The 15,373-nt window shown below is 66.2% G+C and carries 8 protein-coding genes; all 8 read right to left on the bottom strand.

Features of this window, described 5'->3' with window-relative positions; genetic code table 11:
• Window positions 1-4,134, bottom strand: a 4,134-nt coding sequence (locus tag GPA25_RS02210; protein ID WP_169258708.1) for a DUF7379 domain-containing protein, incomplete at its 3' end; no start/stop codon positions are given.
• A gap of 69 nt (window positions 4,135-4,203) precedes the next feature.
• A complete protein-coding gene (locus GPA25_RS02205; protein ID WP_169258707.1) occupies window positions 4,204-4,998 on the bottom strand; it encodes a caspase family protein in 795 nt (264 codons plus the stop codon).
• Between the two features lie 207 nt (window positions 4,999-5,205).
• Complete coding sequence (locus tag GPA25_RS02200; RefSeq protein WP_169258706.1) at window positions 5,206-6,156, bottom strand: chitosanase; 951 nt, start codon at window positions 6,154-6,156, stop codon at window positions 5,206-5,208.
• A 57-nt stretch (window positions 6,157-6,213) separates the two neighbouring features.
• Window positions 6,214-10,257 (bottom strand): EAL domain-containing protein, encoded by a 4,044-nt coding sequence (locus tag GPA25_RS02195; protein ID WP_169258705.1) that lies wholly within the window; start codon window positions 10,255-10,257, stop codon window positions 6,214-6,216.
• 195 nt (window positions 10,258-10,452) lie between these two features.
• Window positions 10,453-10,974: a DUF302 domain-containing protein gene (locus tag GPA25_RS02190; RefSeq protein ID WP_343034802.1), complete on the bottom strand. Its 522-nt coding sequence runs from the start codon at window positions 10,972-10,974 to the stop codon at window positions 10,453-10,455.
• An 8-nt stretch (window positions 10,975-10,982) separates the two neighbouring features.
• Window positions 10,983-13,139, bottom strand: a complete 2,157-nt coding sequence (locus tag GPA25_RS02185) for a TonB-dependent receptor family protein (protein WP_169258704.1) — start codon at window positions 13,137-13,139, stop codon at window positions 10,983-10,985.
• A 185-nt stretch (window positions 13,140-13,324) separates the two neighbouring features.
• Window positions 13,325-14,551 carry a hypothetical protein gene (locus tag GPA25_RS02180; RefSeq protein WP_169258703.1) on the bottom strand — a complete coding sequence of 409 codons (1,227 nt, stop codon included), beginning with the start codon at window positions 14,549-14,551 and terminating at the stop codon, window positions 13,325-13,327.
• A 42-nt stretch (window positions 14,552-14,593) separates the two neighbouring features.
• Window positions 14,594-15,367: a hypothetical protein gene (locus tag GPA25_RS02175; protein ID WP_169258702.1), complete on the bottom strand. Its 774-nt coding sequence runs from the start codon at window positions 15,365-15,367 to the stop codon at window positions 14,594-14,596.
• Window positions 15,368-15,373 lie beyond the last annotated feature (6 nt).

Below are 15,373 nucleotides of genomic sequence, written 5' to 3'. Positions count from 1 at the left end.
GAGCGGGCGGGCCGGGTCGCCGAACTGTGTGTGGAAGCCATGGGTGGAGGGGTTGGCGATCACGCAGGCGACCTTGCGCGTGATGCTCAGCGGATTGCGGCGGAAGCGCGTGGAGGCGAGCTGGCGCACCATCGCGGTTCGCAGCGCCATCGGCTGTTCGTCGGCCTGCAGCATTTCCCACGGCAGGTTGGCGGTGTAGCCGTCGACCACCAGCACGAGCTGGTCGGCCTCGCGCGCGGCGGCCTTGAAGTCCAGCGGGACCATCAGCTGGAACAGCGTGCGCGACAGGTCGGCGTTGTAATGGTCGTGGGTGATCGCATTCCTCACCAGTGCCTCGACGAGACCCGGCTGGCGCTGCTGCACGACGCTTTCGGCGCGCGCGCGTTCGGACAGGAAGACGTACTTGAGCCGCGTCGCAATCGGACGTGCCGCCGGCGCCGCTTTGGCGGCCTGATCGGGTGGGCAATCTTCGGGGGCGTCCGCATCGGTGATGAGCATCCGCGGCCAGTAGCCGAAGCGCGCGAACACCGACAGGCGCGGGCGCACGCCTTCGCCTTCGTTGAGGACTTCGGCCGCTTCGATGCGTGCTTCGAGGCGGCGCAGGTCGCCGGCCATGCGTTCGGGCAGCATGCGCACCGCGCGCGCAGCGCTGATCGCGGTATCCATGAACAGCTCGACCAGCTCGAGCCGCGCCACGCGCAGCCGGGTCAGCGGCATCGCTTCGGAAAACTGGCGATTGGCGGCGAGCACGCCGCGCACGATCATTTCGAGCGAGTCGTCGACGCTGATATGGGTGGTCGAGTTGTAGCCGATCAGCAGGCTGGCGAGGGTCAGCTCCGTGTCCGCGGTGGTGCCGTCGGCACCTTGGCGGTCGTGCGAATGCAGCAGGTAGCGCAGCACGCCGGCGCGTACCGTCTCGGAGACCTCGGCCGCGGTCAGTTCGCCAAAGCGGCCGAGCCCGACGATGATCGCGCCGCGCCCGGTGCCGCGCAGGCGGTCTTCGTTGCCACGCGCCTGCAGCACGATGGCGCAGGAGCCGATCTCGCCCGCATACACGCCGAGGCGTTCGCGCTGGCGCAAGGCGCCGCCGACCAGATAGCGGTCGATCGCCGCCTCGGCGCCGGCAATCGAGTCGCCGGCATAGTGGCCGCACAGGATCGGCTGGCGCGCGAAGCGCAGGTCCATCGCGGTGACCGACACGCGCAGCGGCTGGATCGCGGCAACCGGCCGGCGCCGGCGCGGGCGCGAGCCGAGCAGGCCGCGGGCGAGTTCCTCTTCGGTCGGCAGGACCGGCGGCGGGGCGTCGTAGGTGACAGTGGCCGCGGCGGCGGCGCGTGTCGCCGGCTGCCGTCCGAGGCGGCTGGTCGTGCCGGTCTGCAGCAGCTCGACAATGGCCGGGAAGTATTCTTCGGTATCGGTCAGGGCGCCGTGATCGGCGGGCATGTACCAGCATTGTTCGGCCGGCAGGTTGGCGAGGCGGCCGGAGGCCCAGCTGACCGAGCCGTCGCCTTCCGGCGTGCCGATCATCTTGAGCTGCCCGCCTTCGAGAGTCAGGCCGCAGGGGGTGTTTTCGGCCTGGCCGAAGACGTAATTCACCCGCTCGATGGGCAGCGGTGCTTCATTGTGTGCCAGCGGGCCTTCCCACAGTTCGCGCGCGGCCGTGACGGTGTCGGTCGAGGGTTTTCCGGCGATGCCGTCGCCGAACCAGCGGTCGCGGTTGGCCATCGCCAGCGCCGGCCAGATCGCGCTCTGAAGGTAGTCGTCATGCAGCGTCGAGCCGGTGTCCGCGAAGCCGGGGCGGGGCAGCAGCTGCAGGGCGCCGGGGAAGCCCGCAACGACGTCGAGCACGTCCTGCATGCCGTGGCCGAGGTCCATGCGCGCGAGCTTGCGCATCGTGCCGGACTTGCCCAGCAGGGTTTCGACCATCAGGTGCGAGCCGTTGTTGGGCGTGCCGAGCATCACCAGCCGGCCGCCGGTCCGCTTGACGACAGCGTCCCACAGGTCGGGGCGTTTCGCGATCATCGTTCGGCTTACGAGGCCGCCCATGCTGTGCGCGAGCAGCCGCACCGGCTGGCTCGGGTGGTCCTTGAGGGCTTGCTCCAGAACTTCGGCCAGTCGATCCGCCGCGGCACCCTCGGCGTGGATCGGCTGGCGCCAGTCGTAGGGAAAGCGGATCACGGTGTGGCTTGCTTCAAGGTGCTCGGCGAGATCGCCGTAGAACATGTCGAACAGCGATTCCTCGCGCACGTCGCGCTTTTCCATGCCGATCTTCGGCAGGCCGCCCGCGGCAAGGTCGAGGAAATCGAACCACACGCGATCGCCGTCGCCGGGCTTCTTGCCCGCTTTGCGCACCTCGAGGTGCGAACCCATGATGCCGGGCAGGAAGATCACCACCGGGCGGCTGTCGGGGCGCGGTGCAGCACGTGTGGCCGCGCGGCTGGCAGCGCGCTGACGCGATTCGGCGGCATTGGGTTCGTGCGGACGGGCAATCGGACTGAAGGTCGGCAGCGCGGCGGGTTCCTCGCTGGTCAGCCAGTCGCGCAGCGCCGCGCGGGTGTTGCGGTTGGCGAAGTAGCTGAAGTGATTGACCGATGCGCCCTGGTCGAACAGGTAGCGGGCGTCGTTGCGCGCGGCAAGGCCGGCGTACATCGAATCGGTGTCGACGACGAGGTCGTTGTCGAGGTAGTCGAACAGCATCCAGTCGGTGAACAGCACACCGAGCCGCTTGAGCACATTGCCGCCTTCGATGTCGCCGCTGATGATGGCCATCGCGATGCCCTGCTTGCGCTGCGCGTTGGCGAGCAGCGACCCCATCGGCGCGTCGGTGAGCATCGCTTCGATGCCCGGCACCAGGCGCGCGTCGATGCGCTTGTCGGCGATCTCAAGCACGATGCGCTTCAGCGCCGACAGCACGGCGCCGCCAGCCGGGCCGCTGACGGCGCCGACCAGCTTGCCGGTCAGGCTCAACAGGCCCGACAGGAAGACGTCGAGATTGTCCGACAGCAGCGTGGTGCCCCGCGCCGGGCAGGCAACGCGCAGGTAGCGCTCGATGCGAAAGTTCTTGTCGGCGAGTTCCTGACGCAGCGCACGCAGGGAGTCCTGGTCACGTGCGGTGACGAGATCGCGCAGGCGTTTCTCGCGTGGCGTCTCACTGGCGTTGGGCGCGAGTGGATGGCGATACGCGGCGATCGCATCGTCGCTGAGGCCGGCGAGGCACAGCAGGTCGCCGACCAGCCCGCCGCGCGAGTGGGTGACGACCGACAGGCGCGCGCCGGCAGGCAGCGCACGGGCGAGCTGCAATGCATTGTCGATGGGGCTTTCGGAGAAAGTCCGGTGTTCGAAGCCGAAGATGCGTTCGCCGAAGCGATGCGCGAGTGGTTCCCAGTCGCCGGCGGCACCACCGCTGCGCAAGTCCTTGAAACCGCCCAGGGTGTGCGAGCCGGTGCCGTGGATGAACAACAGCATGGGGTTGTTGGCAGCGCCAGCGAGGCGCGGGTCGCCCGGCGGGCAACGGTCGCTCGCCGCGAGGGGGCTGCCGTCACGCCATTGATACAGACCGGGTTCACCGGCGAGGCGGCTTTCGATGGCCCACATCAGCGCTTTGGCGCCGAGCCACGATGCGCTCGGGGCGGCGAGTTCCTCGGCCTTTTCGCCGAGCCACTCGTGCAGCCATTCGAGCGCCTTGTCGCGCGCCGCATCGGCGATCGCGTCGCCATCCAGTGACAGCACCGACAGACCGGACCACAGCCAGTCCGAAACACCGCGCGCGGCGGCGCCCGGATCGCGCAGCGCCGCGAGGTCGATCGAACCGTCGGCGCGCAGCGCTTCGGGCCGCGTGCGCGCGATGTCTTCGCGGAGCTTGTCGGCGCGGATGAAAACGGTGGTGCCGTCGTTCGTTTCCAGCGCGAGCAGGCTGTCGTCGGCCAGCGTGGTGTCCGTGCCGGGGCCGGCGTCGCGTCCGGGCGCGGCCAGCGTGTAGGCGGCCTGCACCGTCACCACGCCGTCGAGGAACGGATCGGGCGCCCCCCCGGCGGCGCGGCTGCCGGCCTTGAGCGCGGCCGGCAGGGTGTCGGCGCTGCGCGCCGTGCCGGGCAGATGGAACAGGATTTCGCTGGGTTTGCGGGCTGCCGGCATCGATGCCTCCATCGGTGGATCGAAGGGCCGCGGGCGGGCCGTTTCGGGGGCGCCGTCCGGGCGCAGGGTTCAGACGAAAACCTTGAAGCGGCGTGTCGTCCGGGTGCCGAAGATTTGCGGGTCCTGCGGCAGGCGGGTGGAGGGCAGGTAGTTGCGGATTTCCTTGAACCAATATTCGTAGCTGGCGGTGGCCGGGAGCGTCGTGAGCGTCTTCAGCGCGTAGTAGGTGAAGGCGCCGTTGGGGCGGCCGTTGAAGCTGGTGTCCCAACTGAACTGGGTGTCGAGGCAGCCGGCGAGCAACAGGTCGCCGCCGGCGCGCGTGAAGCCGCCGAACAGTCTGGCCGGGCGCGCGGTGTCGCGCGGCAGGGCGTCGGCCTTCATCCACACTGCCGGGGGCAGGAAGCGCGCGCGCGGCATGCCGGCGTCGAGGTCGCTGTCATCACCGCGCGTGACCGAGCCGGAATGGCAGCTGTCGGAGATCAGCAGAATGCGCACGCCGGCGGCGCGGTGGGTGAATAGTTCGTGAACTTCGTCGTCGAGCAGCACTTGGCCGTCGTGGATGTCCCACGGACACAGTGCTTCGTCGCGGCCGTCGGGCTCGTCGCCATCGGTGTCGGGTACCCAGGTGCCGTGGCCGGAATAGCTCAGGACCACCGTATCGCCTTTCACCGCGCCGCTGATCAGGGTGTCGATCGACTGGACCATCGCCGCCTTGCTCGCCGCGCGGTCGAGCAGGCGGGTAACGCTGAAGCCGCGCTCGCCCAGTGCGTCGGCCCAGTCGGTGGCGTCGTTGACACAGCCCGACAGATCGCTGTCGGTGCCGGGGTAATTGTTGATGCCGATGCAAAGGGCGTGCTTGGCCATGACGGTCTCCTGACGGATTGGATAATCCCCGGCTGCAGCCGGGCGGTCCGGATCTGCGTGCCGCAGGCGTCGCGACCATGCCGTGGTCGATGCCGGGCTTGCTGTCGGGGGCTTGCGCGTCGCCGTGTGCCGCGGGGAACCCCGTGCGGCCACGGCCCACGCATATTCTTTTTAACTATCTCTGTTTAGAAGCCGGCCCTGGCTTTGTCAAACCGGCACTTCGTCCAGCGCGCACAACTGTGCGACCAACGCGACGTCGGCGACGCCGGTCGCGGGCAAGCCCTTGGCCGCTTGCCAGGCCTTGATGCAGCGCGCGCTGGTCTGGCCGAAAAGGCCGTCGGCCTTGATGTCGACGCCGCGCAATGACAGGCCGACCTGCACCCGGCGCACGTCGAGGCCGCGCTGAATCGGCGACTGCACCGCGAGCACGCGCGAGCCCGGCGGCGGGCCGTCGTAGCAGCCCGGCGGCAGGGCGGCGAGTGATGCGGGCGAGATCTCCTGGCCGCGCACCACCAGCGGCAGTTCGAGATTCCAGAAACCCTGGTCGATGAGACGCTGAAAGGCGTCCATGCGATAAGCCGTGGGGCGCAGGTCGCTGCGCGCGTGGCCGGCCAGCCAGGCGCGCCGCGTCGCGACGTAGTTTTCGATCCAGCGCTGTTCGCCGACACTGGCGAGGCTGCCGACGCGCGCGTTGCAGCGGTCGCGCATCGCCTTCCATGCGCCGTGCACGAAACTGTCATACACCACGGCCGCGCCGAGCGGTGAACTGACGCCTTCGCGACTGGCGGCACGCATCGCCGGTTGCCAGTAGTGTTCGTCGAAGAAGGCGTCCTGCATGTCACGCATCACCGGGTCGTCGGCGCTTGCGCGCAGCAGGTTGTGCAGCGCGCCGTCGTGGTCGAGGGCGGTGTCGCAGGCGTCGAAGCGCGGCAGATAGCGGCTCAGCAGGGGGCCGAACGCCGCGCCACCGTTGCAGCAATACAGATGCAGCAGCTTTCCCAGGTTTCCCGAGCCCAGCGTCGTCTGTGAGCGGCCAAATGTCAGGTGCCCGGTATCGCCGGCGATCAGCGTCACCATGCCGTAGTCGCCGAGCACCTGACTGGTTTCGAAGAGGTTGACGATGCTTTCGGCGGTCTTCTTTTGTGTCGCGGTGAGCATTGCGTTGGCTCCTTGGTTGGGGAAACCAGCTGTGCGGTGCGTGCGGCATGTGCCGGTTCAGTCGAGCGACTCGACCGTCGTGTCGAAACAGTCGATCAGCGCGATCACGACATTGCGCGACGCAGTACGGAACTTCAGACTCGCGAGGGTGCGTCGCGCGGACGCCTGATAGCCTTGTTTATAGTCGGCAACGATCTGTCCGGCCAGTTTGTGGAATTCCCGATGCATGCGATCGAGTTCTTCGAGTTTGCGGTCAGGGAGCCCGGAATGGCGCTCGATCCATTGCCCGAGGGTGCAGTGGCTGACCGAGCCGGCATTGTCGAGGTCAAGCGCGCTCCCGGAGGGAAGCCCGGATACGTAGTCATTGAGGTACTTGCGCCAGTTGAGGTGGGCCTTGACGGCCTGCTTCAGGTCGAGGCCGTGGCGCGTCCAGCCTTCTCGGGTCATGAACGCCGCCAGCTCGGGCGAGCGTTCGCCGAGCAGGCGCCGCAGCCACTCGTCCACATCCAGTTGGTCGTCACGCAGGGCGGTGAGCAGGCGTGTTTCCTCCGGGGTGGCGCCGTCGACGGACGGCAGCAGGAAATGGCGTGCGATGAGCACTTCGAATTCGGCGGCCGGCAGCGGCTTGCTGATCAGATAGCCCTGCAGGAAGTCGCAGCCCAGATCGCGCAGGAAGCTGACCTGTTCCTCCGTTTCGACGCCTTCGGCGGTGACGTGCAGATCGAGGCTGTGCGCCATGTTGATGATCGCTTCGACAAGGTGGGCGTCGTTGCGGTCGTCGGGACAGCCGTTCACGAAGCTGCGGTCGATCTTGACGATGTCGACCGGAAAGCGCTTGAGGTAGGACAGCGACGAGAAGCCGGTGCCGAAGTCGTCGAGTGCGTAACCGATGCCCAGCGCCTTGATGTCGCGCATGCGCGCTTCGATCACCTCGCTGCCGCCCATCAGCACCGATTCGGTGATTTCCACCATCAGGCAGCCGCGGTCGATGCCGAATTCGGCGAGCACTGAACTGACGAGATCCGGCAGGCCGACCTCGCGGAACTGCACGCCGGACATGTTCACCGCCAGGCGCAGCGCGCCATGCCCGCAGTCGCGCCAGTGCCGCGACTGCCGCGCGGCTTCGCGCAACGCCCATTCGCCGATGCCGATGATGAGACCGCTGTCTTCCGCCACCGGGATGAACTCCATCGGCGACACGGACCCGCGCTCGGGATGCTGCCAGCGGATCAGCGCTTCCGCGCCGACGAGTTCGCCGCTGTCGGAATCGACGATGGGCTGGTAATGCAGCGAAAAGGCTTGCTGTTCGAGGGCGACGCGCAGATCGCCTTCGAGCTTCATGCGCGCCAGCGCGTCCGTCTGCATGTCCCGAGCGTAGAACTGGAAGCGGTTCTTGCCGGCTTGCTTGGACTTGTACATCGCGATGTCGGCGTTGCGGAACAGGGTCTGCACGTCCTCGCCATCATCCGGGTACACGGTGATGCCGACGCTGCCGGACATGCGGTGCTGGATGCCGCCGAGTGCGAACGGGTCGCGCAACACGCTGACGATCTTCTCGGCGATCGCATTGAGGTCGTCGGGTGCGACCAGATCGTGCACGACGATGGTGAATTCGTCGCCGCCCAGGCGGGCGACCGTGTCCTGCTCGCGCACGCAGAAGGTCAGACGGCGCGCCACCTCGACCAGCAGTTCGTCGCCGGTGTCATGGCCGAGCGTGTCGTTGATCCACTTGAAACCGTCGAGATCCAGGAACAACACACCGACCCGGCTACGCGCGCGTCGCGCATGCGTCAGCGCCTGCTCGAGGCGGTCCTGCAGCAGGCTGCGGTTGGCGAGCCCGGTGAGCGCATCGAAATTGGCCTGGCGCCAGATCGCTTCTTCCTGTTGTTTGCGCTGCGTGATGTCGTTGAACAGCGAAATGTAGGCGATGACCTTGCCGCGCTCGTCGGTGACCGCGGAAATCGTCTGCCACTGCGGATAGATCTCGCCGTTCTTGCGCCGGTTCCAGATCTCGGACTCCCATTGCCCGGAGCTCGCGAGCGAATCCCACATGTTGTCGTAAAAGGCCGCGTCGTGACGCCCCGACGAGAGCATCGACGGCTTGCGCCCGATAATTTCTTCCGCGGTGTAGCCGGTAATGGCCGTGAACGCCGGGTTGACCGACGTGATCACGCGGTTGGCATCGGTGGTCATGATGCCCTGGCTGGAGGCGTTGAACACCACCATCGCCTTGGTCATCTGCGCGTCGATGCGCTTGCGTTCGGTAATGTCCTGCAGACTGAACTGGATCAGCGTGCGGTCACGATGATGGAAGTTCATGCAGCGTATTTCTGCGTCCCAGATCTCGCCGTTGGGGCGCCGGTTGCGCCATTCGAAGACGCTCGATCCGGCGGCGAGACATTCCGTCAGGCGCTTGCGTGCGGCATCCGTGGACGGGTCGCCATCGGCCTGCGTCGGGGCAGACAGGTCGAGCGGCGACTTGCCGATGATGTCCGCATGGTTCGTATAGCCGTAAAGTGCCACGGCGGCATCGTTGCAGTCGATGAACTGGCGACTGTCCGGATCGAGGATCGCCTGCGGGACGTGCGAATGCTCGAACAGTGTCTTGTTGTAGGACTCGCTGTCGATCAGCGCCTGCTCGGCCTCCTTGCGTGCCGAGATGTCGTTCATCAGTCCGACAAACTGCGCCGGTTCTCCGTCCGGTGCCGGGATGGTGGCAATGCGCAGATCGCTCCAGTACAGCTCACCGTTCTTGCGGCGATTGAGCAATTCGCCGTGCCAGCTTTCGCCGCTCAGGATGACATTCCAGAGCTGCGCGAAGACTTCGGGGGCGGTGCGCCCGGAATTGAACAAGCGGGGCGTCTGTCCCAGCGCCTCATCGCTGGAAAAGCCGGTGATCCGCGAGAAGCTGGGGTTGGTGTATTCGATCACCGCGTTGCGGTCGGTGATGATGATTGCGGAAGTGCTTGCGTCGACCGCAGCCTTGTAGAGTCGCAGGCGATGCGCAGCGCGGCGACGCCATTCGAGCAGGAAGATCGACAGCGCGAGGAGCAGCAGTGTCGCCATTTCCACGCGCATGTGCGACAGCGTGGTCCATGCGAGCTGGCGGCGTTCGATCAGGTGATAGGCCGTCCACGGCGCATGTTTCAAGCGGACGCCACGCAGCAGCCAGCCCTCGTGCTCGCGATAATCGCGGGGGGCGCCGGCCACCAGATCGGCAAGGCGGCGGACGAGGGCGGGCGGCAGGGTGTCGTCGAGTCGCCGAACCTCGGTGTCGTCGCGTTTGACCAGGGCGGGATCGGCGAGAAGCTGGCCGTGCTCGTTGGCCAGAAGCACTCTGCCGATTTCCAGGCCGGGACCGGTCAGGTAGTCGTTGAGCGTGGTCAGGGTGATATCCAGCGCCACCATGCCGCGGAAGCGGCCGGTTTCGTCCGCCACCGGGGCCGTCACGGAACTCATCAGGCCCTTGCCGGCCTCATCCACGTAGGTCTCGCTCCACTGCTGCATGCGCTGGGGATTGCGCTCGGGCGCCGTATCCGCGAACACCGGATGGTCGAGCATCGCGTCGTTCCATGTCAGATGCTCCCACTGCGCCTCGAGCGGATAGACGCTGACGAAGCGGTTTGCCGACGTGTAATACACCCAGGCGGCCTGCGGAAGGTTTTGCTTGACGCGATGGAACAAGGGCGTCAGATGCAGGGCAGCCTCGATTTCGCGCACGACCTCGACGGAGAGCATCGCGGGGTCACCGCTGCCGACCAGATACGTGCCCAGTTCGGGCGGCACGCCCGCGGGAAGTTGCGTCAATGCGAAGCGGTCCGCATCCGGGAAAGCGACAAGCGCCTGTCGCAGCGGGTGTGGCGTTTCCGGCGGGGGCTGCTGCAATGCACGCTCCGCTTCGACGCGCAGGATCGCAACGTGGTTGGTTGCCGATCTTGCGGTCGCATCCACCGCCACGGCCATCGCCTGCAGGCTTTCGCCGGACAGGCGCAGCGCGGCGGCCATGCGGAAGGACCACAGCTCGTAGAAACCCAGCCCGGCGAAGCCGAGAACGGCAGCGTAGATCAGCAGGACGACGCGATTGAGCTGCGGAGGTTTCACACGCCACCTGTATCACGCGGGGAACGAGCAAGCAGCGCTCAATCTAGCGTATTCCGGTGACGGGATGAAATATCAGTGACGGATGCTCGAAAAATTTTTCACATCCTGCGTAGCGGAACAGTCCCCGCGGGCTGACGGATGTGGCGCGATAGAGCGGGGCGTTGACGTCGCCAGACAGGCGCCGGTGGAGGGTGTTCAGCGACCCACGCCGGCGTGTTCGAGCGTGCGCGCGGCGATGCGGCGCAGCATTGCGCGGGCGAAATCGCCGGCCGGGGAGGCAAGGTCGGGCGCGCGGTAGGCGAGGAACACCGTGCCGGCTTGTCCGGGCAGCGTGTAGAGGGCAATCGTCAGCGGGCACAAGGCGATGTGGCGTACGTCCTCGGCAATCATGCGTGCCGAAACCTGCGCGCTGCAGAAGGAGAAGATCTCCGCCTGCTTGTAGAAGTCCGCGCGGTGGCCGAGATCCTTCGCGGTGCGAGCGAGCATCTGGCCGAACTCGCTGATGCTTGGCGGGGCCAGGCCCTCGTCGGTCATCGCGTCCTGCAGGGCGTTGCGCGCATCGCCATAGGCGAGCGGAGAAAGTTCGAGCACGATCACTTCGGGGCCGGCCGCAATGGCTTGCGTCGTCGTGGCAAGCAGCGTTGCGACAAGAAAAATGCACCCCGCCCGCAAAAGTCGGGCAGGGTGAAAACGGTCGCCGCGAAGGAGGAGGAGCACGGTGCCGGTCAGAATCGGTAGCTTGCCCTCACGCCCGCATACCAGCTGCGGGTCGGGCCGGGTTCATAGAAACGGCCGTTGCCGTCGCCGACGATCACGGATGCCACGTGTTCGCGGTCGAACAGGTTATCCACCCGCAGCATCTCGCCGAAAGTCCAGTTTCCGGACTTCTGTTCCGCGGTCAGGCGCAGGTTCGCGAGCGTGTACGCCGGTGCCGTGCGTTCGGTGTTGGTGTCCTCGACGTAGACCTTGCCGCGATACTGGGTCTCGATCGCCGCGGCGAGGCCTTCGCGCGGCTTCCACTCGAGTTCCGCATAGGCCGACAGCGCCGGGATGCCAGGCAGGCGCTTGCCGTCCTCGACCGTCTTGGCCGTTGCGCCGGTGCCGGTGACGAAGTCCTCGTCGTAGATCGCGTGCAGCCGCGTCACCGACAGCCGCCCGCGCCAGTGGCGCGAGAACTCGGTATCGGCCGCGAGTTCGATGCCCTGACGCAGGGTGCGGCCCGCGTTCTTGAACACCGTGCGCCCGCCAAGGCTGCTGTCGACGACCAGTTCGTCCTTGGTGCGGATCTCGAAGACCGCCGCATTGACCCGCGTATGCTCGCCGATGAAGGCTTTCGCGCCCAGTTCGTACTGCTTGCTGGTCGAGGGCTTGAGGTCGAAGTTGAAGCCATTGATGCCGCCCGCGCCGGAGTACGACAGTTCGGTCAGCGTCGGCGTCTCGAAGCCGCGCGCCGCGCTGGCGTACAGGTTGAGCACCGGGGTGGCCTGATACACGATGCCCAGCGCCGGCGTGGTCTTGCGGTAGCGGACGTCGCCGCTGTCGTCGGGGTTGCCGGTGACGATGTACTTGTCGTCGACCTCGAACTTCACGTCGCTGTGGCGCACGCCGGCCTGCAGCGTCCACTTGTCGAGCTTCCAGCTCCCCTGCACGTAAGGATCGACGCTCGTCACCGTGTCAGTTTCGTTGCGTCGCAACGCGCCCTTCACGCCGAGCGTGGTGCCGATGAAATTCTGGAAGCCCTTGCGGGCGTCCTCGGAGCGGTCGTAATCGATGCCGCCGGTCAGGGTCATTTCGCCCGGTCCGGCCATCAGCGTGTGGATCCAGCGCGCGCCAAGGCCGTGGAAGCTGCGGTCGAAGTCGATGACGCCGCCCGAATGGCGCGGGCTGCCCTGCGGGCCGGTCGGGATCGACTGGTACTGGATCACGCTGCGCTCGCCGGCATACGTGGCAAGCTGCAGGCGCCCGGGGCCGAAGCGCCGCTCGTAGGTGGCGCCGGCCTGCTGATGGTCGATGCTCTTGCGCGTGTTGAAGGTCTCGGCGACGCTTTCGACGGCTTGCGGATCGTCACGGAAGGTATTCCATGTCAGCCCCAGCGGATCGTCGGTGTCGTCCTGGCGCAGTGCGCTGGCAGTCAGCGTCAGCTTGCTGTCCTGATCGGGACGGAAATTCAGCTTGCCGAAGGCCTGGTCGCGCGTCGCTGCGCTGTGGTCGCGATAGCCGTCGGTGTCGAAGCGCGAGGCGTCGAGTACGTAGCCGATGCCGTTTTTCTCGCCCTCGGCGCCGATGTCGACTTTCGTCGTGCCCCACGAGCCGCCGAGAAAGCCGCCGCGCACGCTCGGTGCGCCCTTCGGATCCCGTGAAAACAGCTGGATCACACCGCCGGCGTGGTTGCCGTAGATCGTCGAGAAGGGGCCACGCATCACTTCGATGCGTTCGGCTGTGTCGAGGTTGAAAGTCGCCGCCTGGCCCTGGCCATCCGGCGTGCTCGCGGGAATGCCGTCGGCGATCAGTTTCACACCACGCACACCGAAGGCCGCGCGGCTGCCGAACCCGCGGATCGAGATCTGCAGGTCCTGCGCGTAGTTCTGGCGGTTCTGTACCACCAGCCCGGGGATGCCGGCGAGCGCTTCCGACGCATTCACGCCGAGGTTGCCGTCCTGGACCGGCTTCATGTCGACGACGTCGACGGAGAACGGCAGATCGAAGCTCTCAGCTTCGACGCGGCTGCCGGTCACGACGACCGGGTTGAGCGTCGGCGTGGCGGTGGGCTCCGCAGCCGCGGCCGTCGAGGCTGCAAGGCCCGCGAGCAGCGCGAGATGCAGCGGTCGAAGCCGGGTGCGCAGGTGGGGGTGTGGGGGCGTGGCCCGGGTCGAAACGAGCATGATTCAGCGTCCTGTCGGTTGTCGTGCGCCGCGTTGGGCGTTTGTACCAACTTTAGGGCTTCGCGCACAGTCCCGCGTCCATAAGCCAACCGAATCATCCTACAGAAAATCATGAGACCGGTAGTCCGGGCTCTGCTGTCTCCGTTCCGCTCAGCCGCCGCCGAACTGCAGGCGACTCCCGCCTTCTAGCGCAGCTTGTACGTCGCCCTGCACGTTTCGTGCAGGTAGGCGAGCACGTGATTCGCATCCGTGTCGTTCAGCTGCATGCCGGCATCGGGCCCCAGGTCTTCGGACCAAAGATGCCTGACGTCGGCCTGATACTGAAACGGCACTACCTGCTGGATGAATCGGGAGACCGCCGCCTCGTCAAAGCCCGAGCTGCGGAAACCTTCCCAGACGCTGATCGCATCCTTCTTGCGCAGCGCCGGACAGGGCTCCAGGCCGGTCGCGACCATCAACAGGACGGTGCACATCACATCCGGGTGTTCGCCCTTGCCACCGGTGATTTTCCGCCAGGTGTCTTCGGTCTCTTTGTCGTGATGCGTCAGCTCGTCGAGACCGCAGTTGTTGAAGAAGAAATATCCCGACAGTGGCCCCACCTCCTCCTTCGGAATGAAATCCGCGGCGGGGTGCTGCTTGAGCGTGGGCAAAAGCTTGCCGAGGAAGTTCTCACGTGCGTCACCAAGCACGCCGCGAATGGCAGCTGGCGCCTCTTCGGCCCACTCGTCGAGAGCGGGGAAATCGCGCTTCCTTTTCTTGCAGGCCAATGCATGGAGTTCCATGAACTGGCCGGTGGAAAACAGTTTGCCGGGCTTCTTCTCGACGAAGAACACCAGCAATGCGCTGTTGATGACCGCCTCGCAGGGTTCGTTCATCTGCAGATCCTTGCGCGACACGCCCAGCTTTCCGGCCAGCCAGTAGCTCAATTCGTGCTGGGCCAGGATGCTCTCGCGCCGATGCATTTCCTCCCGATACCGGGCATGCGTCATCGGCTCGTCGAGCGTCCATAGGGACAACATCTGCTTTTCGATCTGGCTGACGGCGGCGGGCGGTTCCAGAATCAGGTCTTCCGGGAGTTTCAGCAAGGCACGCAGCGCGTCGGCCCCGGCCTTCGACAGGGCAAGGAGCGTTTTCTGGCGCAGCTGGTCGGCGGCCGCCGCAACTTTTCCGCCGGATGCCGCTTCGAGCGCCAGGCTGACCAGGGTCACCAGGCGGGTGCGCGCCGCTTCGAGTTCAGGGCGAAGGTTGGCGGTACCGAAGAAGCTGGCCAGCTGCACGATCCCTTTCGCGCCTTCGCGTCCGATGGCCGCCAGGCGCTCATCGTCGATCACGCGCTGGTTCACGCCATAACAGAGCACCTGCTCGAAATACGGGCGGACATCGACGGTTGCGACAGTGGTATTGCTGGACATTCGTGTGTGGCGCGCGAAGCGCAACGGCTTCGCGCTTCCCTATCAAATGGCGGACTCTTCTTCGTCTTCCTGAATCTTCGGTACACCCGGCTCGCCGGCCACGACCGGCGGTGGCACATGCGCGGCTTCCATTTCGCGACGCATGCGATCCTGGATTTCGATGATCAGCAGTTCGAAGCTGTCCTGGAATTCATGGCGAAGCACCCAGGCCGTTTCCATCCAGTCGCCGTCAGCCACTTCGGAGCGCGACATGCTCGGACGTGCCAGTTCCATCGAGTCACCGGCTTCGAGTCCTTGCTCCATCTCGTCGAACTGCTCCGCATCGAAGGAGTGCGTCCGTTTGGGCGCCATGGCCTTCTCGAGATCGAAGTCGTCTTCGAACCGCCCGTGGAAGGCGAAGTTCTGCAGCAGATCGTAGTAGTCGGTGAAGTAGTCCGCCAGCAGACGGATGCCTTCATCGCGTTCGGTCAGGCATTCAAGGATCTCGATGCAGGCTCCTGCCCCCCGGTGCATGACGGCATTCATGGTGTTGCGCAGGCGCGGCACGTACTTCTCGAGCGGCTCGCCATACTTGCGTTCGAGCAGGATCGCGTCGACAAACTGTTCGGGACTGACGACCAGATTGATCACGGACTCCTTGCTGGAGTCGAACTCGCGCATGATGGCCAGCAGATCCTTTGGTGCCATTTCGTCGAGGATGCTCACCAGCGCCTGGTCGCCCTGCGTTTCGGCGATGGCGACCAGTTGCGATTCCGCCTCGGCGATTTCGCCGGCGAGGATCAGGGCTTGGGTCTGAATGACGGCAGGATGGGTCATGGACTT

The sequence above is a fragment of the Aromatoleum diolicum genome (assembly GCF_012910955.1).
Classification (GTDB): Bacteria; Pseudomonadota; Gammaproteobacteria; order Burkholderiales; family Rhodocyclaceae; genus Aromatoleum; species Aromatoleum diolicum.
The sequence above is the reverse complement of the archived record's forward strand: the minus strand, read 5'-3'. Positions and strand labels throughout refer to the sequence as shown.

Excerpts from the sequence above, each read along its gene's own strand:
- GPA25_RS02185 (WP_169258704.1), bottom strand. The coding sequence starts at position 13,139 with ATGCTCGTTTCGACCCGGGCCACGCCCCCACACCCCCACCTGCGCACC.
- GPA25_RS02200 (WP_169258706.1), bottom strand. The coding sequence starts at position 6,156 with ATGCTCACCGCGACACAAAAGAAGACCGCCGAAAGCATCGTCAACCTC.
- GPA25_RS02205 (WP_169258707.1), bottom strand. The coding sequence starts at position 4,998 with ATGGCCAAGCACGCCCTTTGCATCGGCATCAACAATTACCCCGGCACC.
- GPA25_RS02175 (WP_169258702.1), bottom strand. The coding sequence starts at position 15,367 with ATGACCCATCCTGCCGTCATTCAGACCCAAGCCCTGATCCTCGCCGGC.
- GPA25_RS02180 (WP_169258703.1), bottom strand. The coding sequence starts at position 14,551 with ATGTCCAGCAATACCACTGTCGCAACCGTCGATGTCCGCCCGTATTTC.